This is a genomic window from Microvirga sp. GN3, assembly GCF_055792825.1.
In genome coordinates this window covers 1-24318 of record NZ_JBVVAK010000119.1, presented here as the reverse complement: position 1 = coordinate 24318, position 24318 = coordinate 1, and the positions used below count along the sequence as shown (strand labels likewise).

The window sequence follows — 24318 nt, the reverse complement described above, 5'->3', positions numbered from 1 at the left end:
AGGACATCCTCGATCATTGCTGTGACGCGTGGAACAGGCTCACCGAGCAGCCCTGGACGATTATGTCCATCGGCTTGCGCGACTGGGCACACGGGTTCTGATCACCAGGACGTGGTATAAGCGCGGCTTTGTAAAGGTCCGCTCACCGCGCACTCTCGGACCTTTGGCCGGCTAGCTGGAAGGGATAGCTTAGCTGCCGGTTCTGCAGGTTGTCGGTTTACCCGCTCGGGTCAGCGTTGCGCCCTTCCCTTTGATCCAGAAATCGACGTCACCCTGCGTATACCGACCTCCATCCGCCGAGATGGCTTGCGGGAGCGTCGTCTCGGTGGAGGATCCGGCATAGGCCAGCTTCACTGATCCCATCGAGCTGCTCGGGCGAGAGAACGTGGCCTGAAGCTTTGCACCATCCACACAGGTGTAGTGAACCGTTTGAGGATCTTGGGCGGCCGCTCCGGCAGCGCCTGTCGAAAACAGCGCGATTCATATCGCCTTACTCAGGACAGGAGCTGCGCGGTTCACGAGATAATCCTTATTTTCCAGCCGCCTTCCGCAGGACCGCATTAATGCGGTCCTGCCATCCCGGACCGTCTTGCTGAAAGTGCTCAAGCACATCCTGGTCGATCCGAAGGGTGACGGTCTCCTTCACACCCGGGATGGACGGAGCCTTGGGAGGCTCCTCGATTGGTTTGATTGTCGCCTTCTTGAAAGCAGCCTCAGCAGCCTTGAAGGGATCGCTTGGACGGCGCCCTCCCGGTGATCTCGACATGTCCGCCTCTCCGTTTGATGCCTCTCATCCAAGGTTTTCTATCTGCTGCTAGTGTCGGGCAGCCGCCTGGTCATAGCCTCAATGATCATGGCAGTTCTGATCCGGACTAGGAAGTTCCCTATCGATTCGAAATGTCCGCTTAGGCCGCAGTCACCCTACCTTACCGCCCACTGCCCTAAAACTGTTAGCCATACGGTGTGGCACTCCCGCGAAGATGACAGTTGGCTTTCATCCCTCACCTATGCCAGCATCCTCTCGCTCGAACCTTAATCTAGGGTGCTAGAATTTTCATGAGATTGGTCGCGTCGCTTGTGTCACTTTCAACGCTTCTGATGCCCACCGTTGCTCTGTCGGACCAGGGCTTCGATGTGGTTGTTCTTGGCGCTTTGGGCGGCATTCAGGATGGCAATCTCAGCTCCTATCTCATCCGCCCACATGGAGACCGCAGCGCCATTGCATGTGATGCGGGCAGTCTGGTCAAGGGGTTGACGGTTGCTCAGGACAGGGGTGTCTTCAGGGATGTCAAAGTGCGTGAGGGTTCAACCAACAGCGTCGTCGGGCACGTGCTGAAGAACGAGATTCAAGGCTACCCTGATCAGCCACGCTCATCTCGACCATATTCAGGGCTTGGTGACCGCTTCGCCCGATGACAGCAACAAGACCATCTATAACTTGCCGTCAGTCGGCTCCAGGTCGGGGAAAATCGGATGACGGGACTTCTCCCGCGCTATTGGTCATGGATGGCAAGGCGAACCGGCGAACCGCATCCGATCGGCCCGGCAGTCTAACATAGATTAACGGGACTGGATGGCGCGGGCTCGCGTGGGCCTGTGCGTGTGGCTCCAGCAACGGCTCGGGCATTGGCGGATCAGGGCCGATGTCGTTCCCCCAGAACATCGATATTACCGGGTGTGCGAGCTGAGGAAGGTCTCCTCAGGGTCAAAGGTGATCCTTAAGCGCAGTCCTTTGAACGTCGGTTTACCGCCTCATTGCAGAAGTCAGGTCTACTTCCGCGTCGTGCCAATTGCGGACCTTCGACAGAGACGCAAAAGTCATCCTGATTTCACTGCTGGCGGCGGCCCAGTAGCCGCCGATCGGCTGAGACACCGAGCCCTCCTCCGCGAGTTGCCCCAGCAAGAACGGATAGCGATCCAACTTGTAATTTGGTCAATGCTTCGCGGTTGTCCCCCGGCGGTTTCGGATCAGGATGACAGCGGCACTGACCGCCAACGCGACGAAGATGGTGAGCCCGATCCATTCGATCAGTTGCTCCACCCTTCCTGTTCCCGGCGGCACCGGTCCGGTGCTTTCGATCCCTGTTATGAAAGGCCGATTAGGTACAAGTGTCTCCGGCATCTGTGCTCCTCTGGCCTTGCTCCCTTCGCTCAGTCGGTCGGGACGGGCAATCCGGCCTTCTCTACTCATCCGCTTTTGCAGCTCCGCAATCTTGCGGACATAGGGAGCCCGGCGCTCGATGTGGCGCTGGCGAACCGTGTTCACGATCATTGCTCTGAGGTTGGGCTAGGCGGTCACCCGGAGCCGGGCCAGTTCGAACTCTTACTCGACATCAATGTTGGCCAGTGTCGTGAACAACATAGAGATGAGTTCAGCCACTCGATTATCGTTCGCAGCCTTGTCCATGGGCTTGGGCTCCTCCCTGTCAGGCTATTGAGGCTTGCCTGACAACCCCAATCGCGCCCGCACATGATGGGATCTTCGCTAGCCTGACCTGTTGCGGAGGTTGAGGGTCGGGGGTGGCCGTGCATCCGTGCCACCCCCATAGGCCGCTCCTCGATTGATGTGGCGTCTCGCTGCCTCTCTGGGCAGCTCTCTCCCTAAACCGCAGGCGCCGTCGCTGCCTGCCATGAATCTGATTTAACTTCTGGCCCTGACGGGCAACAGTCGGAACTTCCCCAGGGATTGTTCCGTAAGGGCACAGAAGGCACCTGCCGCAGGATCGGCGTGCTGAGCAGTTTAGACAGGATTGGTTCAGTGAATGACCCCACGGCTGCCTGCACCGCTGGCTGATGTGGCATCAATCCGCGCCTCGGGTGACAGGCACCGAAGGGTTACATCCAGCAGGCGGGCTAGCGTTGAGCCGAAAGCACTCTCGAAGGGAGTACGTAAAGATCCGTCGTAACCCTACCCACCCCTCAGCACTTGTTAATCCAAGTTCATGCCGGCATCTCTTAGGCCAAGAAGCAAGAACAACAGGAGGAAGCTATGCCCGATATATCCCACCAGATCTATCGCATGTACTCGCCGAGCCTCGACGCCATGATGAGAGAAGTTCTCCATACGCTAGGTGATATCGACTTTGCGGCCGAGGTCGAACTGGAAAACGTTGAGGTGAGCGCCCGCGATCCAAAGCTGAAAGAGCACATCAAGAGCCAAGTCAGAGCCGCTCATTGGGAGAGGCGCCAGCCGTATGTGGACCTGCTAGAAACGCTGCGGCGGCAACAGCACCGCCAGTCCTTCGCAGCCTGAAGGTGTCAACGCTGATCGGCTCGAAGGCTCGAACCTTGCAGAGAGGCTCCATCGTCACCGGCTTGGCGCTCAGAACGGCGGACGAGGCGGGAGTGCAAGCGCGGCCAACTCGTACCGATACCCTCTGTTTGGCGCAGACGTGGTCGCGAGCATCATTCACCAGTCAAACCGGAAGGAGGAACAATGATCGAGCTCCATGAAGAGCTGGGCTCCCTTATCAGAGCCTGCGAGGCCGCAGCCAAGACGCACATTGACTATGCGCGGCACGCCCATACCGAGTTCCAGCGCTCGTTCCATGAGCGGCGCGCGGCCGAGGCGCTCCAGAGGGCTCACAAGTATCGGCAGGAGCTCCTACAACTCTCCCATGACGGCTGAGGAGGCCACACGCACCGCGACCGTGCAGGCCTAGAGAAAACCGCCGAGCGAGTCAGCCAGGCGACCTGAGCTTCTCTGGTCCTGACAAGAACGCTCTCGGCTCACTGGCCGGGAGCGTGGACGTTTATGAGAGTCCAGAGATCAAACGTCAGGTTTTCGACACCTCATCCACCGGCTTGATCTGCCGCTGGTGGCCGGTTGAGCGGTTCTCAGATCCACACTTGCGCCGCAGCAGGGTTGCAGCTTCTAATGTCCCGGTCCTTTGCGGGTGTTCAGTGCAATCCAGTTTTATCCCGCTGACGCCCGGCCGGGGCTGGGCGTTGTGGTCTGATGTCTATAATGCTCACCCAGCGCAGGTTTCTTGCCATGATGCCCCTGTACTATCTCCACATTCGAAACGGAGACAAGCTTGAAGTGGATCCGGACGGCACAGAGCTGCCCGATCTCGATGCCGCCTTTGCGGAAGCTGTGAAAGTGGCTCGAGAGCTCGTGGACGAAGTGGATGACTTGGGGCGAGATGCGGTCATCGAGATTGCCGATGGATCTGGGGAAACAATCCTCACTGTACCATTCTCAGACGCAGTCCGGCCACATTAGAGATGCGGGTCGTGCCGTTTCCTATCACCTGTGTGGTCAGCCTTGCCGATCCTGCGATTTGGACTGCAAGCCGGCTGCAACCGCAATCTGCACCAGCTCGGGCAGGCTTTGAGCGCCCAACCGCTCCATGATGCGAGCCCGGTGCGCCTCAACTGTGCGCGGGCTGAGCCCAAGGTCTCGTGCAATCGTCTTGTTCGTGCCCCCGGCCAGCAGCCCGTCCAGCACCTCCCGCTCGCGCGGCGGCAGCGCCGCGATGAGCGCCTTCACGCGCTCGGTGGCCTGATCCTGCTCGGCCCTCTCGCGGATGGTCGCCTGGGCCGAAGCGAGCGCATCCAGCACCTGTTCAGGTTGATACGGCATGTCGAGAAAATCCACGGCTCCGGCCTTCATCGCCTGAACCCCAACCGCAACGTTCCGACCAGCCTCTCCGAGCACAATGACCGGCAGCCCGGCCCGGCGCGCCTTCAGTTCCCTCGGGATCGTCAGCCCGCCGGCTTCGGGGCTGCGCGTATCGAGCACCACGCAGCCTGGCACCAACACCGGCGCCACCGCGAGGAAAGACTGCGCCGAGGCAAAGGATTTCACTTCGTAGCCAGCGCCCTGGAGCAGAAGGCACAGGTCGCGACGTGAGGCCTCGTCGCCATCCACCACATAGACGATGGAGCCCTCGTGTTGGGTAATATCCTGGGCGATGCCGCCAACCCGCCGGATCCGTCCCTGCTCATCTCGGATCGGAAAGAACGTGTCACGGATCCAGCGCACGCCGCCGTCAGGCCGGATGATGTGGTACTCGTGCGTGCCCTCCTCCCCGCGTTGGACGCGCTCGAGGGTGGTGCTAGCCCGGTCACGGTCGTCGGGGTGAAGGGCCTTGGCCCAGTGATCCGGATCGCGTAAGGCGACCTCCACAGGCTCGCCCCAGATCGCCTCGTAAGCCGGGCTGATGTACTCCATCTCGTGGGTTTCGAGGTCCTGGATCCACAGCACCGTGGAGGAGTGCTCGGCAAACTGCCGGAAACGCTCCTCACTGTCTCGGAGCGCCGTCTCGGCCCGGGCCCGCAGGATCGAGGTCCAGGTACGCTCGGCCACTTCCTGAACCAGCGATACCTCGTCATCGCGCCAATGGCGCGGCTCGGTGTGATGAACATAGAAAGATGCGACCAGCCGACCGTCCCTGACCAAGGGCGCAATGATGGTTGAGCGCTTTCCCGCCCGGAGGAACTCGGCGGCGACGGGATCTTCCGCAGTGAGCGGATGCGCCAAGGCATCGTCGATGCACACGGTGCGACCCGCCCTCAACTCGCGGTCGATCAGGGGACCAAAGTCACTGATGCGGTGCTCGCCGGCAAAGCTTGGAGTCGTGGCATCGGTCCAATCGCGCTCAACCGCAAAGGACTCACCGCTCTCACTCAGTTCATAGTACCCGGCGCGGTTCGCCCTCAGGTGGCGCCCCAGCATCTCCGCGGCAGTGGCCATGACCTCGCGCGCCTCGGCCACCCTACGTAAGCGTGTGCTCAGATCGACCAGAAGCCGAAGCCGCTGCTCAGTGAGCACACGCTCTGTCGTCTCCTGCAAGATTATCAGAACACCACCAAGCTGGTCAGCCCCGTCCATGACAGGGCTGATTGAGCCAGTCCACCAAGTCTCCTCGGGGTAGTCTCTTCGCTGCACGATGTCTATGGGCACGTCTTGAACATAGGTCGTCTCGCCACGAAGGGCTCGCGTGACCATCGGCGAAGCGATTTCCCAGACTTCGGACCAAGCCTGCGGCAGAGGTTGCCCGAGTGCCTCCGGCCGTTTCCCGCGTAGCCGGAGGGCGGGATCATTGTAGAAGGTGATGAGGTCTGCCCCCCATGCGAGATAGGTCGCGAATGCAAAGTGGAGCATGTTGCCAAGCGTGACACGGAGCGCTTCCGGCCAAGTTTCGATGGGACCGAGCGGCGAGCCTGACCAGTCATACGCCTGGATTTCGGCCCCCATGGTGCTGCCCTTCAAAAATCGCATCGTGCGCAAGCCGCTGTCTCTCCGTCGTTTGCCATCGATCACAACCGATCAATCTTGGCTATAAGAGGTCTGGTACCTCGACCCAGGGTATCAGTCGCGCCAATCGGCCCTTCCGCTCCGTTCGAGAACGCCACACTGTCATGACGCAGGATCTCAACGAGCGGCTGGAGGGTATTTATCCGTCGTAGTGTGCCGACATGACAACGCGGATGCGCCCGAATAGATAAACCATACCGGCACTGTTACTTTTGCCCCTACGGGCCGGACCTTGGAGCGCCCCTGGAAGAGAGGGCGCTTTCTTTTGTAGAGACAGGATCCTCAGGAAACTTGTCTCGCAGATCACCAAGCCTCGCTGAGAGCTGGATCTCAGAGGTAAGCGCCAGTCCAAGTAGCCATTGCCGCCCTCTACCCATAACTGCTGTCGTTATCGTCAAACCGCAAAGGGCCACGCCGAACTGGCGTAGTAGCATGGCGAGCAGGCGTGCTTTTTCAGGCTGCGTGCGCACGAAGTGCTGCTCTGGGTTGGACGAAGACATCCAGGATCTCGCCGTCATGATCGACGGCTCGCCACAGGTACATGCGCGGCATAGGAGGGCACCACCTATTGTCAGAGCGTCGAACCTTTGCGTGACTTTTCCTGCTGCACCAGTTCCTGCAGGAGCTGGTGTGCCAGGGTCTCGTGCGCCACCCTGGGGGCAATCTCGGCGGACTTCCTGCCGTAGGTTGTTGTGACGGTCAGCATCTTGCGGTCGACCGTGTAGGTTCCGGAATAGGTCCTCCCGTCGACCTTGATGTGGATTGCATGGCCGGACATGGGAAAATGCCTCCTCACTGAAAGCTCAGCCACCACTTGGGCACGAGCATACCTCCGCAGGAGACAGGAGACCACAGCTCACGAAACTATACCGAGGCAGTTAGATCTAAAGCCTGATCAATGCGCAGCCGGCACAAACAAATGTCTGTATTGGGTCAAAATCAGTCCAAGAGCCGGGCCGCCTAAAGTTCCGCTTTGCTCCTGGTTCCAGACAATCCTGCCCCATTCGGATCTGGACATGGAGTTGGCATCGGGGTCTTCGTCGGGTGATCCCAAGACGCGATGCGTCATAGCCACTGCCTCAACCTCATTTGCTCCCGAGTGAAGCAAGCATCTCCAAAGTCGATGCGAGCAACATTCGCGCACCGGCGATACTGTGAGCGGGCTCAACATACTCGGCTTCATTATGGCTGAGGCCGTCCCGACAAGGCACGAAGATCATCGCAGCAGGTGCAATTCGGTTCACAAACAGTGCGTCGTGAAAAGCCCCCGAGAGCATGCGCTTGGTGGTAAGCGCCTGTCCCTCAGCCGCTCGGTCAAGACAGGCGAGCAACTCTTCCGGGAATGCGGCAGGAGGCATGTCGAAGAAGCGGCGGCTCTGTGCCTTACACCCAGTTGAGGCCGCGGCCTCAGCGCATGTCTTCACGATCAGAGCCTCCAATCGATTGAGGCTTTCGGTTTCGGGATGTCGTAGATCCACTGTGAAAGTGACAGAACCCGGAATGGCGTTCACGGATCCCGGCTCGACGGCAAACCGCCCAATCGTGAAGCGAGCCTCTTTGTCCTTTGGCATCACCGTGTCGAAGAGCGTCTTCAGAGCGGCGACCGCTGCCGCCATCGGATCGTGGCGGAAAGAAAGCGCCGTCGTGCCTGCATGGGACGCCCGTCCTGTGATGGTCACTTCAAGCCAGCGGGTACCCTGGATGCCGTAGACGATGCCGATCGGAATGTTCTCGCGCTCTAACGACGGGCCCTGCTCGATGTGCAGTTCGAGATAACCTGCGATGGGAAAACCAAGAGGACGCATCTGCACTTGTGGTAGCGCTTCGAGGGTCGCATGCAATTCCTCCGAGAAACTCTCGCCGTTACTCCCACGCAGATCACCCCACTCATTCGGAATCACCTTCAGGGAGAAGGCCATCGAGCCCATACAGCCGGGGGAGAAATGGCTCCCCTCCTCGTTCGTCCAAGCGACGAGTTCCAGTGGCGAGTCGGTCTCGATCCCGGCATCCTCCAGGCTTTCGAGCACCTCGAAGGCAGCGAGAGTGCCGAGCGCGCCATCGAAGCGTCCGCCTGTAGGCTGGCTGTCGAGATGACTGCCGATCAAGAACGGCGGCAGATCGCCTCGTTTCCCATCTCGCCGGACGAAGAGATTGGCGATTGGGTCCTGGAACACCTGAAAGCCTCGCGCGAGAGCCAGCTCCGCGAGAAGACGCCGCGCCTCGCGGTCTCTCACCGACAGAGCCTGCCGGTTCACGCCGCCTGCTGGGGTGGCGCCGATGGCGGCAAAATCGTCGAGGCGCTTCAGCAGCCTCTCGCCATTGACCTGCGCTTGCTGGGACATGGGTTTCTCCGCACACTTCAAAGATAGGGCGCGTCGTGAAAGGCGATCTCCAGGCTCTGAGCCTGCCCGAAGATTTGGCTAAGCTTGGTGCGCTCTGCCTCACCGAGCGTCGCACCAGCCTCGTCGAGCCGGTCCCTCAGCCACAGGGCTTGGGCGGCAAAATCCTCATGAGCATGGAGATCAACCCATTCCTTCAGAATCGGGTCGGTGATCGGACGGGAGGCGGCCTCTTTCGACCAGGTCCAATACATCGATTCCGCTGCGAACATGGCGGCCACGATATCGAGAAACGTGCCGTCGCGGGCGATCTCAAGCATGCCTGACCGGAATGCTGCTACCTCCGGCAGGCTGACGTTGAAGCTCGCAGGGTCAATGCCACGCGCCGCGAAGGTCTTCTCGAAATAGGCGATCTGCTGATTGGCGAGCGCATCGAGGACAGCAATGAGCCAGCGCTTGTGCTCGATCCGCTCGGCCTTGGCGACCGCATAGGCGAAGATGGAGATCGCCGTGTCAACGAAGGCTCCTTCATAGACGAGATAGCGCTCGAAGACCTCCGTCGACAACCTATCGTGCTTGATATCCTCGACGAAGCGATGCCCAATCATAGCGTCGAACACGGCGCGGTTTTCGCGGAGGATCTGTTGCGAGAGGGTTTCCGTCATGGTCTCATCCCTCCAGCGCTGGCTCGGCTGCGGCACGGAATGCACGCACGCGCTCCGGATCGACCGGGTTCCACCACACGCCTTCCTGCTTGAGGGACGAGGCAACGATCACACCGTTCGTGCGCTTGAGGATCTCCGCCACATTGTCTTTGTCGACACCGGATCCAACCAGAAGCGGCAGATGCGTGGCTGAACCAATCTCTTCGATCTCCGTGACGGTGGCCGTGTTGCCGGTGCGCTGTCCGGTAGCGATAACCACGTCGGCATCGAAGAAGGCAAGATCCCGCGTCAGTTCCTGGATCGACCGGTCGGCCACAATCGCGTGGCTGCCATGCTTCACGTGACTGTCGGCAAAGACCTTGATGTGCTCCGCCCGCAGCATGGAGCGATAGCGCAACGCCTCTCCGGCGCGTCCTTCTATAAATCCCTCATTCGCCACATAGGCATTGGCCCATTGGTTCACCCGGATGAACTTCGCGCCGCCCGCCATCGCGACGGCAAATGCAGGAATGGGCGCATTCGCCAGCACGCTGATGCCGAGCGGCACGCCCGTCGCGCGCGCGACCCTGTCGGTCACGACGGCCATGAAAGCCGAGGTTTCCGGTCCGATATCCTCCGGCTTCGAGAAGGGGATATCACCATGGTTTTCAACCATGAGCCCATGTATGCCTCCCTCGATCAGCGTCTCGGCATCCCTCATGCAGGCATCGTACACGCTCTCTATGGCAGCACCCTGATAGCGCGGTGATCCCGGAAACGCCGGGCAATGGATCATGCCGATGAGAACCTTGTCAGTACCGAATATTTCTCTTATGGCGCTTGCAGCCTTGCCAGAGATGTTCTTCATTTCTTATCCCTTTTTGGAAGTGAACCCATGGACGCTTACGTCATCGGCAATGTCGCCATCGACGAAACCCTCGCCGTCGGCGCCATGCCGAAACCAGGCGCTTCCATTCTCGGCACCGAGCAGTCCCGCGACCTCGGCGGCAAGGGTGCGAACCAGGCAGTTGTCATGGCGCGGTGCGGATTGCGCACGCATCTCGTGGCTGGCGTGGGCGGTGACCTGCGTGGCGATCTGGTGCGCCAGCAGCTTGCGGCGGAACCGGTGACCGAGCGTCTCGTTCCGATCACCGGCCGGTCGACAGACTTCTCCATCATTCTCACGACGCCCGATGGCGAGAACGCCATCATCACCACGACCGATTGCGCCCAGAACCTGGATGTCGCGCAGGCCGTCGCTGCCCTGGAAGACGCGCAGCCCGGCGATCTTACCGTGTTGCAGGGAAACTTGACGGACGCGGTCACGCGCAACGTTCTGGAAGCCGCCCGCTCGCGCAGGATGGTGACGGCTTTCAACCCCTCGCCCCTGCGGCCCTTCTTCGGCGATCTCTGGAGTCTCATCGATATCGCCTTTCTCAACGAGGGAGAGGCTGTTGCTCTCATGGCCGCTACCGGCGAGGAGGCGGCGCGCAAGCTGCTCGCCGCCGGTGTGAAGACGGTCGTGCTCACCTTAGGCCGCGACGGCGCGATGCTGGCGACCGAGGGCGGCATCATCCGCGTTCCGGCCGTTACCTGCCCGGTCGTCGATACCACCGGCGCGGGTGATACCTTCATGGCGACCGCGCTCGCATCGTCCGCTTTGCGCGGCACGGCTCTCGACCGAACGGCCATCGAGCATGCGAGCAGAGCAAGCGCCGTCACAGTGAGCCGCCCCGGAACTCAGTCGGCCTTTCCGACGGCCGAGGAGCTCGCGGCAATCCTCGACCTGTAGAGATGCATCTCACCGAGCCTCGGTGAGCCAACCGAGCAGGTTCTTCCAGAGGCGGCCATAGCCTTCCCACGCACAGAACGCCGGCGACAGCCAGTGCGGACCAATGTCCGACGTCCAGGCTGCCGTTCGTCCCTGCCCGTGGGTGCCGAGAACGAGCAGCGGGTGGCCACCCTGATCGTCAGGCAGGCGTGCCAGAACCTCGACGTCCGCACGGTCGCGCAGTTCGACCTCGTTGACGCCGAGCAGCAGCGGCCAGTCGCCCTCGAGGCCGGCCAGGACGGGATGATCCGGACGTACAATCGACGCCACGGCGCCTTCAGGCATTTCGACGCGGTCGTCGTAGGGAAGGCACGTGACCGGCAAAGTATCCTCCACCGGCGTGCGGCGCCAGCGAGCCTTGCCGTCGATGCCCTGGAACGAGAAGTAGCCCCCCGCCATGAGCAGGCCCCCGCCCTTTTCCACCCAGGCCTTGATCAGCTTCAGGCGGTTGGGAACCGTGCGCGAATGAAGCCACACGTCCGGGGGCAGCAACAGGGAGTTGGAGCCGATGTCCGACAGGATGATCGCGTCGTAGACGTCGAGCCCCACCATGTCATAGGGGAATTTTTCGACTGCATTGTGGGCGGTCATGTAGGTCAGCGCGAACTCGCTGCCCTCCAGGGCCTTCACCAGCGGCTCGGCACCGAGATGAAAAGTGACGCTGCCGAACTGGTCGAAGCCCTTGTAGTGGGTGGCGGAGCTGACCCAGCTTTCGCCGACGAGTAGAACTTTCTTTGTCATAGCATAACCATCGTCAAGTTGATCTGTTCGGGTAAGGACACTCAGGACGCACGGAAGACGCTGCGGGGATTGTCCTGCATCATCTGATTGAGAATGGCTTCGTTCAGCCCGTGCCGCCGCAGACGTGGCAGGAAGTGGCGGGGGATATAGGCATAGCCGTTGCCGCCATACCGGGTCAGCATCATCTTCAGGAAAACATCGTGCGACAGGAGGATCCGATCGGTGTATCCCGCCTCCACCAGTTTTACGATCGCACGCGCCGCCTCTTCATCGCTGGGGCATTGCACCTGCTGATCGGCATAGAAGAAATCCATGCCGATCATATCGTATTCGATGAAGGCGCCACGCGCGGCGAGCTCCTGCTGGTAGGGCTGATCGTCATGGGAGGGATTCATGTGGCACAACACCGTATGCCGCAGATCGCCACCCTCCTCGGCCACCACGTCGAGGACCCGGTGTCCGAGTCTGAACCAGCCGGGCAAGTGCACCATAAGGGGCAGGCCGGTGCGCACCTGGGCCTGCGCCGCGCCCCTCAGGGACTTCTCCTCCCCCGCCGTGAAGTCGGATGAAACACCGATCTCGCCGATCAGCCCGATCCTGACGTCGCTGCCGTCGGCCCCTTGCGTCGCCTCGCGAACGATCTCGTCGGCGATCTGCTCAGCGGTCATGGCGGCGACCTTTTCAGGGTGCGACGAACCAAGGTAGTACCCGGCGCCCATCACGATGTTAAGCCCCGTGGCCTCAGAGATGCGGCGGAGGGCGCGCGGATCGCGGCCAATGCCCTGGCAGGTCGGCTCGACGACGGTACGCCCGCCCTCCGCCGCAAAGGCCTTGAGCTCGGCGATGGCGAGAGGTTCGTCGTCGAGCGTGATGTTGTGCTTGTTAACGAAAGGATCCTGCCTCAACTCGCCGAGAATTTCGACGCATACGAAACTCTCGGCCAGATATTGCCGCTCCCGCGTCTTCGGCGCGTGCCACCAGCAGCGGCAGTCGTTGAGGATATGCTCGTGCATGAGGGTCATGCCGAGCTGATCGACCGGAACGGGTCCCGTGACGGTCATCACCTTGCCAGAGCGCACATGCGCGTCCGAGAGTTCCTGGCCCATCACTCACCTGGCCTTTCTGGTGGCGAAGCGGAAATTCGCCGAGAAGATGCGGGTGTTGAGCCAGATCGCCAGGAGAATGATCGCGCCGGTGACGATCTGCGTGAAGAACGGTGAGATGTGCATCAGGATGAGTCCATTGCCGATGACCGCGATGGTCATGGTGCCCAGCACCGTGCCGAGGATCGTACCGCGCCCGCCCATCAGGGAGGTGCCGCCGAGCACCACGGCCGCTACCACCTGCAGTTCGAAGCCGACCGCGGCGTTAGATGAGCCGGACCCGAGACGGGCAGCGATCAGCAATCCCGCGAGGGCCGAGGCGACGCCCGCGATCAGATAGACCGAGGCGACGATCCACTTCGCCGGCATGCCGACCCGGCGCGCTGCCTCCATGTTTGATCCGACGGCCACGACCTGGCGGCCGTATTTGGTCGTGGTGATCACCGCATAGCCGAGGAGCGCCACGCCAATGGCGATCAATGCTGGAACAGGAAAGCCGACGATCTCGCCGCGGCCAATGGTGAAGAAGCCCGGCACGTTGTTGATGGGAATCGAATAGCCCTGGGTGAGATAGAGCGCCAATCCGCGCAGGATCGACAGGCCTGCAAGCGTGACAATAAAGGCGGGAATCCCCTGATAGGCCACGAACCACCCTTGGACGAAGCCGATGAGGGCGCCGAGCGCGAGCATCGCTACGACGACCAGGGGCCAGGGAATGCCCATGCTGAGAACGATGGCTGCAACGGCGTTGACGAGTGCGACAAGTGAGCCGACGGACAGGTCAATGCCGCCTGTGACGATCACAAAGGTCATGGCCACGGCGACGATGAGGATCGGCGCGGCCTGACGCACGACATTGAGAATGTTGCCGACCGTCAAGAATGTATCGGTCGTGATAGCAAATAAGGCGCAGCAAGCCAGAAAGAAGAACGCGATGGAAAGGACCTGCGCGTGTTCGGCGAAGAAGTCGGCAACCGGCGAGCCCTTCTGCCGCTCCGTATAGGTGCTCATTGTCTGGTCTCCTCACCGACAATCAGTTTCACGAGATCTTCCAGATTGGTTCTGCCGATCTCCCTCTCCGCCACCTTAGTGCCCTCGTACATGACGGCGATCCTGTCGCAGACGCGGAACAGGTCCTGCAATCGGTGGGTGATCAGCACGACCGAGACGCCGCGCGCCTTCACCCGGTTGATCAGCGCGAGCACCGCCTCCACCTCGGCCACGGCGAGCGCGGACGTGGGCTCGTCCATGATCAGGACCTTTGGGTTGAACGAGGCTGCGCGGGCGATGGCAATAGCCTGCCTCTGCCCGCCGGAGAGCTTCTCCACCTTCGCGGTCAGGCGCGGAATACGGATCTCCAGCGAATCCAGCATATGCCGCGCCTCAATGAGCATCCGCGCCCGATCGAGGAAGGGACCCTTGGTGAGTTCGCGGCCCAGGAAGAGGTTCCCGACCACATCGATGTGATCGCACAAGCTGAGATCCTGGAACACCATGTCGATGTGACGAGCGCGCGCATCGGCGGGACCGGAGAAGCGCACGGTTTCCCCATCGACGGCGATTGTGCCCTCGTCCGGGATGTAGGTACCGGAGATGATCTTGGTCAGGGTCGATTTGCCGGCAGCGTTGTCGCCGACGAGTCCCAGGCACTCGCCCGGATAGAGATCAAGGTCGACGCCGCGGAGAGCCTGATGCGATCCGAACGTCTTGCGAATGCCCCGGAGCGAAACCCGCGGCGGAACTGTCCGGGATCCGGTAGGCCGAGGGAGCATAGGCCCCTCGGCTCCGGTGACAGCGTGCTGGTGCTGTCGCTCATTCGTCATTTGAACACGGCCCGGTAGGGTTCGACGTTTTGCTTGGTCACGATCGTGACAGGAACCGAGATGGTCGGCTCCACGGTGCCGCCACTTGAGAGCGTCTTCAACGCCGTGACGGCGGCCGCGCCCATACTGGCAGGGTCCTGCTGGATCACCGCCGCCACATAGCCCTTGTCGATCCCGGCAATGGCCTGCGCCGTGAGATCCCAGCCGAACACCTTGACACTTTCCTGCTTGCCTTGGCTTTCCACGGCCGCGATCGCGCCCATCAGAGCAGGCTCGCCGGTGGCGTAGATCGCTGTCATGTCAGGATTGCCGGTGATCAGGTTCTCGGCGGCTGTTAGGGCATTGTCCTGAATGTTCTGACCGTCGACAACGCCGGCCTTGGTGATGCCCGAGGCGCTGCTGACAGTCTTCTCGAAGCCCTCTTGGCGCACGTTTTGAATGAACGAGTTTAGAGCGCCAACGATTCCGACTTTCGCTTTACCGTTCATGTTCGTCGTCACGTAATCGAGGAAGAACTTACCCAGGTCGGCGCCTGCCTTCGCGTTATCAACGCCAATCTGCGCTTTTTGCGGCCCCTTCGGCAGGATCGCGTCGATGGCAACCACCGGAATGCCCGCTTGGGCTGCTTGATTGACGGCCGGCATGATGCCGTTGACGTCGATGGCGACCACAGCGAGACCATCCACCTTCTGCTGGATGTAGGTCTCGATGGCGCTGTTCTGCGCCGCGGGATCGTTGTTGGCATTGAAGATGACCAGATTGATGCCCGCGGCATCCGCCGCCTTCTTGGCACCCTCGTTCATCTGGTTGAAGAACAGCGCCTGCTGATTGATCTGCACGAGTGCAAAGGTCTTCTTCTGCTGAGCGTCGGCCTGCGAGGTGCCGAGAGCGAGGGCCGCGACGGCGGTGAGGCCCAGAGCGGCGAAAGTTCTGCGTTTCATGGTCATAGTCACATCCTCTGTCTGGTTTCCATCGCGAGTTATTGTTTCGACGGCGGCGCAACGGATTTCCGCACGACGATTTCGACCGGCAGGATCTCCTCAGTGGCGTGAGGCTCCCTCTCCTGCCAATTCGTTTCGAGAAGCAGTGACAAGGCGCGCTGTCCGAGCGCTCGGACAGGCTGGCGGATCGCCGTCAACGGCGGCGCGAACAGGTGCAGAGGGCCGACACCGTCGAAGCCGACCATGGAGACATCGTCAGGCACGCGAACCCCGTCGGCCTGGAACACCTCCATCAGCCCAACGGCGATTTCATCGGAAGTCGCAAAGATCGCAGTTGCCCGGCACTTCTCAGCGATGAAGCGCCGGGCGGCCTGCCGTCCGAAGCTGGCAGTGTAGTCACCTTTATAGGCCTCAATAGTGGTATCAGACCCAAAGGTCTTGCGCATGGCGCGCTCCAGCCCGCTGAAACGCCGACGGGTGCTGACCATCTCTTCCGGTCCACCGACGAAGAGAACATTCCTGTGACCATGCTCCGCGAGATGACCTCCGGCGAGATAGCCGCCCGCCTCGTTGTCGCCGAACAGTTTCGGAGCCTTCGCGCCGGGAACGTCCTCATCGACGACGACTACCCTGCCCGTCCTGTTGATCAGGTCTGCGAGGCGCCCGTCATCGGGATGGTTCGTCAGGAAGATGAGGCCATCAATGTAATTGCGTGTGATCGACTGAAGATACGCGATCTCACGTCCCGGCCTATTGAGCGTCGCATTCAATGCCACTGACAGCCCCCTCCGATCCGCCTCCTCTTCGACCGCCGCGACGAACATCGCGAAAAACGGATTAGCGATATCGGGAACCACCAGGCCAATCGTTTCCGACCGGCCGAGGCTCAACCGCCGTGCATGCGGGTTGGGTTGGTAATTCAGATCTCGGATCGCGTCTTGGATGCGTTTCTTTGTTTCAGCCGGCAGTTCAAGCGTCCCGTTCAGCATCCGGGACACAGTCGCAACCGACACGCCAGCCACACTAGCGACATCCTTCAGACTTGTGACCCGGCCATTGACCACACCAGCCTCGCGACTTTGTAAACCGGTTTACAAGCTGCGCGAAGCTGAAACCACTGTCAACCAAGCGCTTGGTGAAAAAAGCGGCACATTCTAGGAGTACTGCACCTTGATTGGTCGGAGTGGCAGCGCACCGTCCCCGATCCTGGCGCTTAGGGTGGCCCAACAATCTGCGGACGCGCAGCAGCGATTGATGGGCAGCCCACAATGCTAATCCCAGCACCGTAAGCGCACTCGCGATGTTTATACCAATCACAGTTGCCGCAGAGCGCTGCCTGTTAACCCACCCGGCACCTCTCGAACGGTTGGCCCGGAACTCGTAGCCTAGTGGACTGTCCAGTTGCGGTATGGCCCAGCCGGCCCGTTGCACTCGCAATGCCTTCGACGAGGAAACAGACTTTCTGGCAAGGCGGCTTAGTCGTGTCGAAGTAGAAGTTCCTCCGGTCCCTAGGACTGTTGCGCAATGACCGAGTATTCGATTTAAGTTATTGCGATCACGGTCGATTAACGGACCGACGGTATTTATTGCGACATTAACTACGCTGATCGATGGCACGAGTAGTTCACCCGTCTCACTCCCGATAACTAGTGAGGAGTTGGATCAGTCTTAAATCATCCGGTGTTTATATGTAATCCACTTCTAAAGAACACCCGATTATACCGCGCACTAGCAGAAATTGCAGACTATCTTCGGTCTGAGCGACGGTCGCAGCAGATACTTAAATCCGAACAAGAAATTTCCGCCCCCCCCGAATTAAACTGTAGATCTGGCACAGCATACTTCAGATATTCGAATTAGTATACTCAAGACGATACTTAGTTTACCTGCGACGATATCGACGATCTCAAATGCTTGACCTCTCAATCTAAGTTGGGCCAAGTTCCGCCCGAATTCCTTCATATTCAGACCACATCAAAGCCATGTTCAATAACAGACGTAACGAATTTATTCGGATTACAGATAGTGAAGGATGCCGTCACCACATCAAGGTCTCGAGCATTCAGTGGATGAGTGATCTTGATCCCTGCAGGGATGAGTCTTTGTTGACTGCAGCGGGCAGAACCGTGCGTCTCGTTTGCAGTCTAGATCAACTCGTGGATCTCGTTGAGCGGGTCACATCAACGGCGCATATGCGCAAAACACAAGACATATGCCGCTAGCATCACCAGCACCTCCAGTACATCAGGCAACAACAGCAGCCCCAGTCGCGTATTGCTGATCAGACAGGCGACCTAATGCAGATACTGATCAGTCTCCTGATGACCGAGGTGCAGTAGCCATGCGTCTTTCGGCATAGATCCCGCAGGTCTTAAGACATTATGCATCGGTGCACCATGCCCTGATTTCGTGCACGGTTGCATACTAGTTAGCGGTGCCCCGATCTTCATTTCGAAGAATCGAAGAATCGAAGAAATGTAGATCCAGCTATCAACAGGAGATGAGATCGAGAGAACAATACAGAAAAATGGACACCCCGACGCCACATCGAGGTGTCCCTGATTGATCTGCTCTGTACAGGCCTAGGAAACCTCTAGAGCAAGCCTCCACCGCAATCTAGCGTATGCCAGACGCTATGGGCAGCAACGAGACAATGCACGACTGTGTGACTTCATGCAAGTGTGTCGTCGTCGGCTGTTCATAGAACACGGCCGCACGCCTTCGGCAAAGAAAGTACTTTGGATACGACAACTTTGAAATCTCCGGCGCCACTTTGGCGTCCTCCTGGAAAGTCCCTCTCCTCACGCAATGTTCATTCCCGTTCAAAAGGTGCGTGCCGTCCGTCCGTTGTCGGCGGAGCCGTACCGCGGGAGATCATGTGCGAAAGCGGTCTCGAGAAAAAGGCCGCTCACTTCCTGCTAACTCACCCACAAGTCGCGGATCTGCGAGAACAGCCGAAGGCCATCGAATGGAATGATGCAGAAGGAAAGGTGCATCATCACACATTCGACTTCCTCGCTACTCTCAAGGACGGCCGAACAATAGCGGTCGCTGTCAAGCCAAAGGTTCAAGCCGAGCGTAAGCGCTTGGGTGAAACGCTAGAGCACATTGCAGCGCAGCTTCCCAAAACGTTCGCGGACGGTGTGCTTCTTATGACAGATGCAGATCTCCCTCGTGACGTTGCCCACAATGCAGCCCCTTTACACCATGCGCAACGTGCTCCTGAACCTTCACACGATGCGCTCGTGCAAGATCTTCTTGCATCCCCTGGAGAAGCAACCGTCGGGGAACTAGTCGCAGCAAGTGGTCTTAGAGGCGCAGGATTTCGCGCAGTTGTACGCTTGATTGCTGGTGGCACTATCAAAGTTATTGGGAATGCGCGCATTGGGTACGAGACCTCTGCCACGTGGGGCATATCTTCGAGTGTGGAGGCGGCGTGATGTTCCCCTCCCCCTTCGCTCCGCACTACCGCATAGGCCCCAATGATAGAATTACCTTGGATGGCATACCTTATCGGCTGCGCGGACAGGTTCATGAAGGCTATCTGCTCGCACGCATCAGCGATCCTGGCGTTATTGAGAGTTTCAGCCACGACGAATTGCGGTTTCTGACCGCAAAACCTGATTTCCGTTTTGAAAGGAACATATTCGATGCAGGTTTCCTGAAGGCTCAATTGCACTCTGGTGTCGATCGCATCGCAGACCTGCCTGTGAAGGAGCAGGACGAGGTGCTCTGGCGGTATACCTTCTGCAAAGCCTTTCTTAAAAAAGAGGAAGCAAAGACAGTATCTCGCTCCGACACCTCCATGGGAAAAGCTATCCTTGAGATCCAAAGCGATCTTGCTGTCGAAGAGGAGATTAAAGCGAGCAGGAGAAATCATGACGGACAATTGCTTCCGCCGAGGCCAGGCGATCATCTCCCTCCGGTGCGTCGGCCGCCAAGCCCTCGGACTTTGCGCACTTGGCTCAAACGCCTTGAAGGGGCTGGCTTTTGCGCAACCGCACTTCGCAAACGGTACCGTCTCTGCGGTGACAGGGTTACCGAGCGTCTCGGGATCGATGAGCGGATCCTTATGGCGGAGTTTGCCATCCGGTACGCCTCCGAGAACCGTCCAACGATCCGCAGCGTCCACGGGAGCCTCAAAGCAGAAGTCCACAGGCGAAATGTCGAACGTATGGAGGCTGGCCTTCCACAGCTGCGAGTGCCTTCCTACAAATGCTTTGCAAAGGAGGTTCATGCGCTACCAGAGTTCGACGTATATGCCGGACGTTATGGTTTGAAGGCAGCAACGGAACGGTTCGCCATGGTGGCGAATGGCCCCGATGTCGAGCGCCCCTTGCAACGCGTCGAAATCGATGAGTGGCGCGTCAACCTTATGACGCTCTGCAAGGACGCTGGTCTGCTGGACAAGCTGTCCGATGACCTGAAAACGGACATTGCAACTGTGCGGCCTTGGATCTGTGTGGCGATGGATGCCGCGTCCCGAGTGATCCTCGGCATGAAGCTGGACGTCACTCCAACTGCCAGCCTTGCTCTTGAAACCCTCGAGATGGTCGTCTTGCCAAAAAAGCCCTACGCTGACGCAGCGGGAGCGCTCTCACCCTGCGATTTCTATGGTAGCCCAGAAAGTGTTGTTCATGACCAAGCCGCGAGCTTTCTGTCTACCATTTTCCGACGGGCGATTATCGATCTTGGTGCTGATCCCGACGCACCTCCCGCCGGTCTTGCCTACTTGCGTGGTAGGATTGAGCGACTGTTCAGAACAGCGGGAACGCAGGCTCTAGCGCCGTTTACTGGCAGGACATTCGAATCTGTGGTTGCAAAGGGCGACTACGATCCACAGGGACGTGTAAGTCTGACGACAGACGAGCTCTGTCGAGTCCTGGTCCGATGGGTGATTGATATCTATCATAACTCTCCCCACGCCGGGCTCGGCGGAGAGACGCCAGCCAATGCGTGGAAGAGGCTTGTCGCAAAGTATGGGGTTATTCCGCCACCGGATCGGCATGTCCGGAGGGCAATCTTTGGGGTTGATCTTTCACGTGTCCTGTCGTCGCGCGGCATACGGGTGCTTGGACTCCATTACACCTGCGCAGAACTTCAAGAGTATCGCCGGAAGTCTGGTGACTCGGACATTGATGTCCGGCTCGATCCGCTTGATCTCGGCCATATCTCGGTACGGTTAGGTGAGGCTGAACGGCTCGCTGTACCTTGTGTCCGACGCGGGTTCGACGACATCCCCGTTGACGTCTGGCTCTCCGCATCCGCTGACCTGCGGCGGCGGTTTGCGGCTGAAGCTCGCCTCAACGACGAGATCATTGCGGAAGCCATTCGAGATGCCTGGGAACTAGCCTCAGAAGCCGCTGCTCGTGCTGGCATCATATCGACGCGCCCGACCCGCGAGCAGTTGAACCGGGCAGAACAGACGCTCGGAATCGGATTTCCCGAAGCCGATCCGGCTGCTACTGCCACCTCCACAAAGCCACTTGGTTCCGACCTTACTGAACGCGCCATTCCGACCGGGATGAGTGTCCCCACCCCGGCCCCTACTCCGCCGAAGCGGATCCGCACCGTCCGGTTCGAGGACTAATCCATGAGCGAGATCAACTATAGCGATGCTGTTGCGCGATTGCGCGATACCCTACCTCAAAAGGAGCTCCGGACCGTAGAAATCATGGAGAGGGTAAAAGGACAGTATCTGAAAACCGAGTGGGACGACGAACTCCGCCGGAAATTCGACAGTCTTTTGCGTACGGTCGTTACATCCCATGTTCACAAGGGAGAGGTTCTGGACAATCAGCGGCGGGAGGCACGGGCGCTCGTTGTCGTGGGCGAGGCCGGGACTGGGAAGACAGAGTCACTCAACCGGCTCTTCCGCACACATCGGTCTCTAACAGGCTACGGCAAGATTGGCTCAGGCTGTCCGCTTGTGACTGTGAGCGTTCCAAGCCCCTGTACCCTCAAGACCCTTGGCATTCGCATTCTCAGCAAGCTTGGTTATCCGTTGGTGCGGGACCTCAAGGAGCACCTTATCTGGGCTCAGGTCCATGACCACCTGCAACTGACTGGAGTACTCATTCTACACCTTGACGAGATGCATAATCTTACAGACGGGGCAAACGTCGACGAAATCGATAAGATCCGGAAGACCCTAAAGGCACTCATGGCGTCACCCACGTGGCCTGTTGCACTCGTCATCTCCGGCTTGCCGGAAATCGTCCCTGAGCTCGAGGAAATTGATGAGATCCGTCGTCGTGAACGCTTCATCCGCGTTCCGCTCCTTGCCCTACCTGACACCTCGGAGATGATCAGGGACATTGTCGTCGGCCTTTCCAGATTGGCCGGCCTCCAAGCCGATGACGAGTTTGGCTTGGCCGTCGCTCCTCGGCTAGCGCATGCTGCACTTTACCGGCTCGGTATCATGGCTGAGTTGGTTCATGAAGCCATTGAAACCGCCGTGCTCCAGGAAGGGATTCTCACGCTCGAACACTTTGCAATTGCCTACACGGACCGGACCGGAGTTGGTTCGCTGATGAACCCATTTGTGGCGTCAAACTGGATTAACCTCGACTGTTCCAAAGTACTTGTCGAAGAGCCAACAGACGGACCTATCCTACGTCAGGATCCACGAAAGCGGACTACCAGCGGAAAGAGACGCAGCAGAAAGGGGAAGGAGAGCAAGTGATGCTTTACCCTTCCCTCCAGCTGCTTGCTGGCGAAACACCGGCGAGCTTCGTGTCCCGTTTAGCGATGCTCCACCGAAAGCGATGCGCCCGGTCTTTCAGTCTGGACATGGGCTTCCGGTTCCAGGCTGTCGTGGACGGAGATCCTGATGCCATTCAGTCCCTCGCCAGTCTCGTGGGACAGCCTGCCGAACGCCTTGTGGCCGCTGCAATCCATCGTGAAGCCGGAGCCTTCCATCTGAACGGGCAAGAGTTGGTGCGTTCATCGCTGCGCCGAGCCCGGGTCACGGTCTGTCCACGTTGCATAGCCGAGGACATCGCTTGCAATCCAGTGCCATGGATGGCTGGCGGTCGGACCAGTTGGCAATTAGCCTCGATTAAAACGTGTATCTACCATCACGTGCCGCTTGTGAAACTTGCCCACAACGGTTCCGACACGGTCGTCCACGATTTTGCCCGCTACATCGCGCCCACTCTCGCCGATATTCCGCGTCTCGCTCAGGAGTCAGTTGAATGTGCTCCAACGGCAACGGAAACCTATCTCCTGGGCCGTCTCGATGGTGTAAGCGGCCCTCGATGGCTGGATGCTATGCCATGGTATGCTGCGGCGCGCACCTGCGAAATGATTGGATCAATAGCAGAATTTGGGCCCAAAGCCCCAATCAGAAACTTCGGTGACACAGAATGGCGACGTGCGGGAGATGCGGGCTTCGCTATCGCTGCCGGCGGCTACCAGGGCATCCGCGCATTTTTAGAGGACATCCGAAGCATCTATCCCGTATCTCGATCAGACCCTTCTGGGCCTCAGGCTTGGTTTGGTCGGCTCCATGTCTGGCTTGCCGCAGCTAACACCGGGTCCGTATATGAACCGCTCCGCAGAATCATCATCGACATTGTGAAGGATAATGAACCTATTGGCCCTGAGGATGCGGTCTTCGGACGCCAGGTTATTGAACGTCGCCGCCTTCACTCCATCTGGACAGCGGCGCAAGAAACCGGGCTGGACCCCAGGCGCCTCAGGCGGATCCTTGCCGTAATGGGCATAATACCTGCCGACCACAGGAAATTGTCGGACGACCGGATCATATTTGAGGCGGACCGTGCCGAGGACGCTCTCTCCCGCGTCAAACGCGCGATGAACCACAAACAGGCGGCAAATTATCTCAATGCGGGGCGAACCCATGCATTTCTTCTGGCTAAGCACGGCTATATTCGCCCTTTCGCGCCTTCCGGTAAGGAGGCGTTGAAGGACCATGCTTACGATAAGGCCGATTTGGACTCGTTCCTGGCTACCCTCCTTGCTGACGCTGTGCCGCTCAACTCGTTCGAACATCCCATATACACGATTGCTCATGCCGCTAAACGCGCGAACTGCGGAGCAGTGGAGATCGTGCAGCTGATACTGAATAAGACGCTCAGCTGGGTTGGACGTGACACTAATGATTACGGGTACGCCTCTGTCCTTGTTAATCTCGATGAGATCAAACGATTAACCCAAGGTGATCGGGGAAGCGATTTAACTCGACGACAAGTGGAGACTCGTCTGCGGACGAGCACGCAAGTGATCGACGCGTTGATCAAGGCGGAAATTCTCTCGACGAGAAAGACTGTTAGTCCCCTCAATCGATGTCCTTACATTGCCGTTCCGGCCTCCGCACTAGATGCGTTTACTGCGGAATACATCTCAGTCCATGACATCGCGCGGACCCTCGGAGTTAATTTCAAATTGGTTAGGAAGCACCTGATGGAAATGGGAATTCAGCCTGCCTTTAGTCGAGACTTAGTGCCTCCACTGTTCTATCGTCGGCGCGACGTTCCCGCCGAACTCTAAAGCGCTTTTGATCTGGGCTTGAATCCCTTCGGGTGGTCTGTGCGTTGATTGGGATATGGCCCGGGAGGCGAGCCATGCCCCAGCCCTATTCTCCCGATTTGCGCGAACGTGTTCTTGACG

24 protein-coding genes are annotated in these 24318 nt (G+C 59.2%); 10 read left to right on the top strand and 14 right to left on the bottom strand.

Annotation, left to right across the window (positions count from 1 at the left end):
• Window positions 1-189: 189 nt before the first annotated feature.
• The gene (locus ACS5Q1_RS35160; RefSeq protein WP_473102580.1) at window positions 190-411 is read right to left on the bottom strand and encodes an MliC family protein; all 222 of its coding nucleotides are present in this window, start codon (window positions 409-411) and stop codon (window positions 190-192) included.
• A gap of 118 nt (window positions 412-529) precedes the next feature.
• A complete protein-coding gene (locus tag ACS5Q1_RS35155) occupies window positions 530-766 on the bottom strand; it encodes a BrnA antitoxin family protein (RefSeq protein WP_473102579.1) in 237 nt (78 codons plus the stop codon).
• 332 nt (window positions 767-1098) lie between these two features.
• Here ACS5Q1_RS35155 and ACS5Q1_RS35150 point away from each other — a divergent pair, with 332 nt between their 5' ends.
• Complete coding sequence (locus tag ACS5Q1_RS35150; RefSeq protein ID WP_473102578.1) at window positions 1099-1416, top strand: hypothetical protein; 318 nt, start codon at window positions 1099-1101, stop codon at window positions 1414-1416.
• Window positions 1394-1477, top strand: coding sequence for a hypothetical protein (locus ACS5Q1_RS35145; protein WP_473102582.1), 84 nt, complete (start codon window positions 1394-1396; stop codon window positions 1475-1477). Before ACS5Q1_RS35150 ends, ACS5Q1_RS35145 begins: the two co-directional genes overlap by 23 nt.
• A 456-nt stretch (window positions 1478-1933) precedes the next feature.
• On the opposite strand, the gene ACS5Q1_RS35140 is transcribed toward ACS5Q1_RS35145, so the two are convergent.
• A complete protein-coding gene (locus tag ACS5Q1_RS35140) occupies window positions 1934-2266 on the bottom strand; it encodes a hypothetical protein (protein WP_473102577.1) in 333 nt (110 codons plus the stop codon).
• A gap of 723 nt (window positions 2267-2989) precedes the next feature.
• Here ACS5Q1_RS35140 and ACS5Q1_RS35135 point away from each other — a divergent pair.
• The 3 genes from ACS5Q1_RS35135 to ACS5Q1_RS35125 all read left to right on the top strand — a co-directional run bounded on the left by ACS5Q1_RS35135 (window position 2990) and on the right by ACS5Q1_RS35125 (window position 4225).
• Window positions 2990-3253, top strand: a complete 264-nt coding sequence (locus ACS5Q1_RS35135) for a hypothetical protein (RefSeq protein ID WP_473102576.1) — start codon at window positions 2990-2992, stop codon at window positions 3251-3253.
• A 183-nt stretch (window positions 3254-3436) separates the two neighbouring features.
• On the top strand, window positions 3437-3628 hold the full coding sequence (locus ACS5Q1_RS35130) for a hypothetical protein (protein ID WP_473102575.1): 192 nt from the start codon (window positions 3437-3439) through the stop codon (window positions 3626-3628).
• Between the two features lie 339 nt (window positions 3629-3967).
• A complete protein-coding gene (locus tag ACS5Q1_RS35125; RefSeq protein ID WP_473102574.1) occupies window positions 3968-4225 on the top strand; it encodes a DUF6894 family protein in 258 nt (85 codons plus the stop codon).
• A gap of 36 nt (window positions 4226-4261) precedes the next feature.
• Here the strand turns inward: ACS5Q1_RS35125 and ACS5Q1_RS35120 are convergent, their stop codons facing one another.
• The 5 genes from ACS5Q1_RS35120 to ACS5Q1_RS35100 all read right to left on the bottom strand — a co-directional run bounded on the left by ACS5Q1_RS35120 (window position 4262) and on the right by ACS5Q1_RS35100 (window position 10113).
• On the bottom strand, window positions 4262-6226 hold the full coding sequence (locus tag ACS5Q1_RS35120; RefSeq protein WP_473102581.1) for a PAS domain-containing protein: 1965 nt from the start codon (window positions 6224-6226) through the stop codon (window positions 4262-4264).
• A gap of 607 nt (window positions 6227-6833) precedes the next feature.
• Entirely contained in the window at window positions 6834-7040 is a 207-nt protein-coding gene (locus ACS5Q1_RS35115; protein ID WP_473102573.1) for a hypothetical protein, read from the bottom strand.
• A gap of 307 nt (window positions 7041-7347) precedes the next feature.
• Window positions 7348-8604: a Zn-dependent hydrolase gene (locus tag ACS5Q1_RS35110; protein ID WP_473102572.1), complete on the bottom strand. Its 1257-nt coding sequence runs from the start codon at window positions 8602-8604 to the stop codon at window positions 7348-7350.
• Window positions 8605-8621: 17 nt separating this feature from the next.
• Window positions 8622-9266 (bottom strand): TenA family protein, encoded by a 645-nt coding sequence (locus tag ACS5Q1_RS35105; protein ID WP_473102571.1) that lies wholly within the window; start codon window positions 9264-9266, stop codon window positions 8622-8624.
• A 4-nt stretch (window positions 9267-9270) separates the two neighbouring features.
• Window positions 9271-10113, bottom strand: coding sequence for a BtpA/SgcQ family protein (locus ACS5Q1_RS35100; protein ID WP_473102570.1), 843 nt, complete (start codon window positions 10111-10113; stop codon window positions 9271-9273).
• Between the two features lie 27 nt (window positions 10114-10140).
• Between ACS5Q1_RS35100 and ACS5Q1_RS35095 the strand changes: the two genes are divergently transcribed.
• Window positions 10141-11037 carry a ribokinase gene (locus tag ACS5Q1_RS35095; protein ID WP_473102569.1) on the top strand — a complete coding sequence of 299 codons (897 nt, stop codon included), beginning with the start codon at window positions 10141-10143 and terminating at the stop codon, window positions 11035-11037.
• Between the two features lie 9 nt (window positions 11038-11046).
• Here the strand turns inward: ACS5Q1_RS35095 and ACS5Q1_RS35090 are convergent, their stop codons facing one another.
• Genes ACS5Q1_RS35090 through ACS5Q1_RS35065 form a run of 6 tightly spaced genes read right to left on the bottom strand, consistent with a single transcriptional unit; the run spans window position 11047 to window position 16748 of the window.
• On the bottom strand, window positions 11047-11817 hold the full coding sequence (locus tag ACS5Q1_RS35090; RefSeq protein WP_473102568.1) for a glutamine amidotransferase: 771 nt from the start codon (window positions 11815-11817) through the stop codon (window positions 11047-11049).
• Between the two features lie 41 nt (window positions 11818-11858).
• Complete coding sequence (locus ACS5Q1_RS35085) at window positions 11859-12923, bottom strand: phosphotriesterase family protein (protein ID WP_473102567.1); 1065 nt, start codon at window positions 12921-12923, stop codon at window positions 11859-11861.
• A 3-nt stretch (window positions 12924-12926) separates the two neighbouring features.
• Window positions 12927-13931 carry an ABC transporter permease gene (locus tag ACS5Q1_RS35080; RefSeq protein WP_473102566.1) on the bottom strand — a complete coding sequence of 335 codons (1005 nt, stop codon included), beginning with the start codon at window positions 13929-13931 and terminating at the stop codon, window positions 12927-12929.
• Window positions 13928-14743 carry an ATP-binding cassette domain-containing protein gene (locus tag ACS5Q1_RS35075; RefSeq protein WP_473102565.1) on the bottom strand — a complete coding sequence of 272 codons (816 nt, stop codon included), beginning with the start codon at window positions 14741-14743 and terminating at the stop codon, window positions 13928-13930. Before ACS5Q1_RS35075 ends, ACS5Q1_RS35080 begins: the two co-directional genes overlap by 4 nt.
• Window positions 14740-15690: a substrate-binding domain-containing protein gene (locus ACS5Q1_RS35070; protein ID WP_473102564.1), complete on the bottom strand. Its 951-nt coding sequence runs from the start codon at window positions 15688-15690 to the stop codon at window positions 14740-14742. The genes ACS5Q1_RS35075 and ACS5Q1_RS35070 overlap by 4 nt, the downstream gene beginning before the upstream one ends.
• A 32-nt stretch (window positions 15691-15722) precedes the next feature.
• Window positions 15723-16748, bottom strand: coding sequence for a LacI family DNA-binding transcriptional regulator (locus ACS5Q1_RS35065; protein WP_473102563.1), 1026 nt, complete (start codon window positions 16746-16748; stop codon window positions 15723-15725).
• 1812 nt (window positions 16749-18560) lie between these two features.
• Between ACS5Q1_RS35065 and ACS5Q1_RS35060 the strand changes: the two genes are divergently transcribed.
• From ACS5Q1_RS35060 to ACS5Q1_RS35045, 4 genes are read left to right on the top strand one after another with little or no spacing between them, the layout of a single operon-like run.
• Window positions 18561-19124 carry a TnsA endonuclease N-terminal domain-containing protein gene (locus ACS5Q1_RS35060; protein WP_473102562.1) on the top strand — a complete coding sequence of 188 codons (564 nt, stop codon included), beginning with the start codon at window positions 18561-18563 and terminating at the stop codon, window positions 19122-19124.
• Window positions 19124-21274, top strand: a complete 2151-nt coding sequence (locus ACS5Q1_RS35055; RefSeq protein ID WP_473102561.1) for a Mu transposase C-terminal domain-containing protein — start codon at window positions 19124-19126, stop codon at window positions 21272-21274. Before ACS5Q1_RS35060 ends, ACS5Q1_RS35055 begins: the two co-directional genes overlap by 1 nt.
• 3 nt (window positions 21275-21277) lie before the next feature.
• The gene (locus ACS5Q1_RS35050; protein ID WP_473102560.1) at window positions 21278-22369 is read left to right on the top strand and encodes an ATP-binding protein; all 1092 of its coding nucleotides are present in this window, start codon (window positions 21278-21280) and stop codon (window positions 22367-22369) included.
• On the top strand, window positions 22369-24198 hold the full coding sequence (locus ACS5Q1_RS35045; RefSeq protein WP_473102559.1) for a TniQ family protein: 1830 nt from the start codon (window positions 22369-22371) through the stop codon (window positions 24196-24198). Before ACS5Q1_RS35050 ends, ACS5Q1_RS35045 begins: the two co-directional genes overlap by 1 nt.
• Window positions 24199-24318 lie beyond the last annotated feature (120 nt).

What these genes read in the sequence shown, in the direction of transcription:
- ACS5Q1_RS35155 (WP_473102579.1), bottom strand. Translation starts at nt 766, where the DNA reads ATGTCGAGATCACCGGGAGGGCGCCGTCCAAGCGATCCCTTCAAGGCT.
- ACS5Q1_RS35150 (WP_473102578.1), top strand. Translation starts at nt 1,099, where the DNA reads ATGCCCACCGTTGCTCTGTCGGACCAGGGCTTCGATGTGGTTGTTCTT.
- ACS5Q1_RS35135 (WP_473102576.1), top strand. Translation starts at nt 2,990, where the DNA reads ATGCCCGATATATCCCACCAGATCTATCGCATGTACTCGCCGAGCCTC.
- ACS5Q1_RS35130 (WP_473102575.1), top strand. Translation starts at nt 3,437, where the DNA reads ATGATCGAGCTCCATGAAGAGCTGGGCTCCCTTATCAGAGCCTGCGAG.
- ACS5Q1_RS35125 (WP_473102574.1), top strand. Translation starts at nt 3,968, where the DNA reads ATGCTCACCCAGCGCAGGTTTCTTGCCATGATGCCCCTGTACTATCTC.
- ACS5Q1_RS35120 (WP_473102581.1), bottom strand. Translation starts at nt 6,226, where the DNA reads ATGCGATTTTTGAAGGGCAGCACCATGGGGGCCGAAATCCAGGCGTAT.
- ACS5Q1_RS35115 (WP_473102573.1), bottom strand. Translation starts at nt 7,040, where the DNA reads ATGTCCGGCCATGCAATCCACATCAAGGTCGACGGGAGGACCTATTCC.
- ACS5Q1_RS35110 (WP_473102572.1), bottom strand. Translation starts at nt 8,604, where the DNA reads ATGTCCCAGCAAGCGCAGGTCAATGGCGAGAGGCTGCTGAAGCGCCTC.
- ACS5Q1_RS35105 (WP_473102571.1), bottom strand. Translation starts at nt 9,266, where the DNA reads ATGACGGAAACCCTCTCGCAACAGATCCTCCGCGAAAACCGCGCCGTG.
- ACS5Q1_RS35100 (WP_473102570.1), bottom strand. Translation starts at nt 10,113, where the DNA reads ATGAAGAACATCTCTGGCAAGGCTGCAAGCGCCATAAGAGAAATATTC.
- ACS5Q1_RS35095 (WP_473102569.1), top strand. Translation starts at nt 10,141, where the DNA reads ATGGACGCTTACGTCATCGGCAATGTCGCCATCGACGAAACCCTCGCC.
- ACS5Q1_RS35090 (WP_473102568.1), bottom strand. Translation starts at nt 11,817, where the DNA reads ATGACAAAGAAAGTTCTACTCGTCGGCGAAAGCTGGGTCAGCTCCGCC.
- ACS5Q1_RS35085 (WP_473102567.1), bottom strand. Translation starts at nt 12,923, where the DNA reads ATGGGCCAGGAACTCTCGGACGCGCATGTGCGCTCTGGCAAGGTGATG.
- ACS5Q1_RS35080 (WP_473102566.1), bottom strand. Translation starts at nt 13,931, where the DNA reads ATGAGCACCTATACGGAGCGGCAGAAGGGCTCGCCGGTTGCCGACTTC.
- ACS5Q1_RS35075 (WP_473102565.1), bottom strand. Translation starts at nt 14,743, where the DNA reads ATGACGAATGAGCGACAGCACCAGCACGCTGTCACCGGAGCCGAGGGG.
- ACS5Q1_RS35070 (WP_473102564.1), bottom strand. Translation starts at nt 15,690, where the DNA reads ATGACCATGAAACGCAGAACTTTCGCCGCTCTGGGCCTCACCGCCGTC.
- ACS5Q1_RS35060 (WP_473102562.1), top strand. Translation starts at nt 18,561, where the DNA reads ATGTGCGAAAGCGGTCTCGAGAAAAAGGCCGCTCACTTCCTGCTAACT.
- ACS5Q1_RS35055 (WP_473102561.1), top strand. Translation starts at nt 19,124, where the DNA reads ATGTTCCCCTCCCCCTTCGCTCCGCACTACCGCATAGGCCCCAATGAT.
- ACS5Q1_RS35050 (WP_473102560.1), top strand. Translation starts at nt 21,278, where the DNA reads ATGAGCGAGATCAACTATAGCGATGCTGTTGCGCGATTGCGCGATACC.
- ACS5Q1_RS35045 (WP_473102559.1), top strand. Translation starts at nt 22,369, where the DNA reads ATGCTTTACCCTTCCCTCCAGCTGCTTGCTGGCGAAACACCGGCGAGC.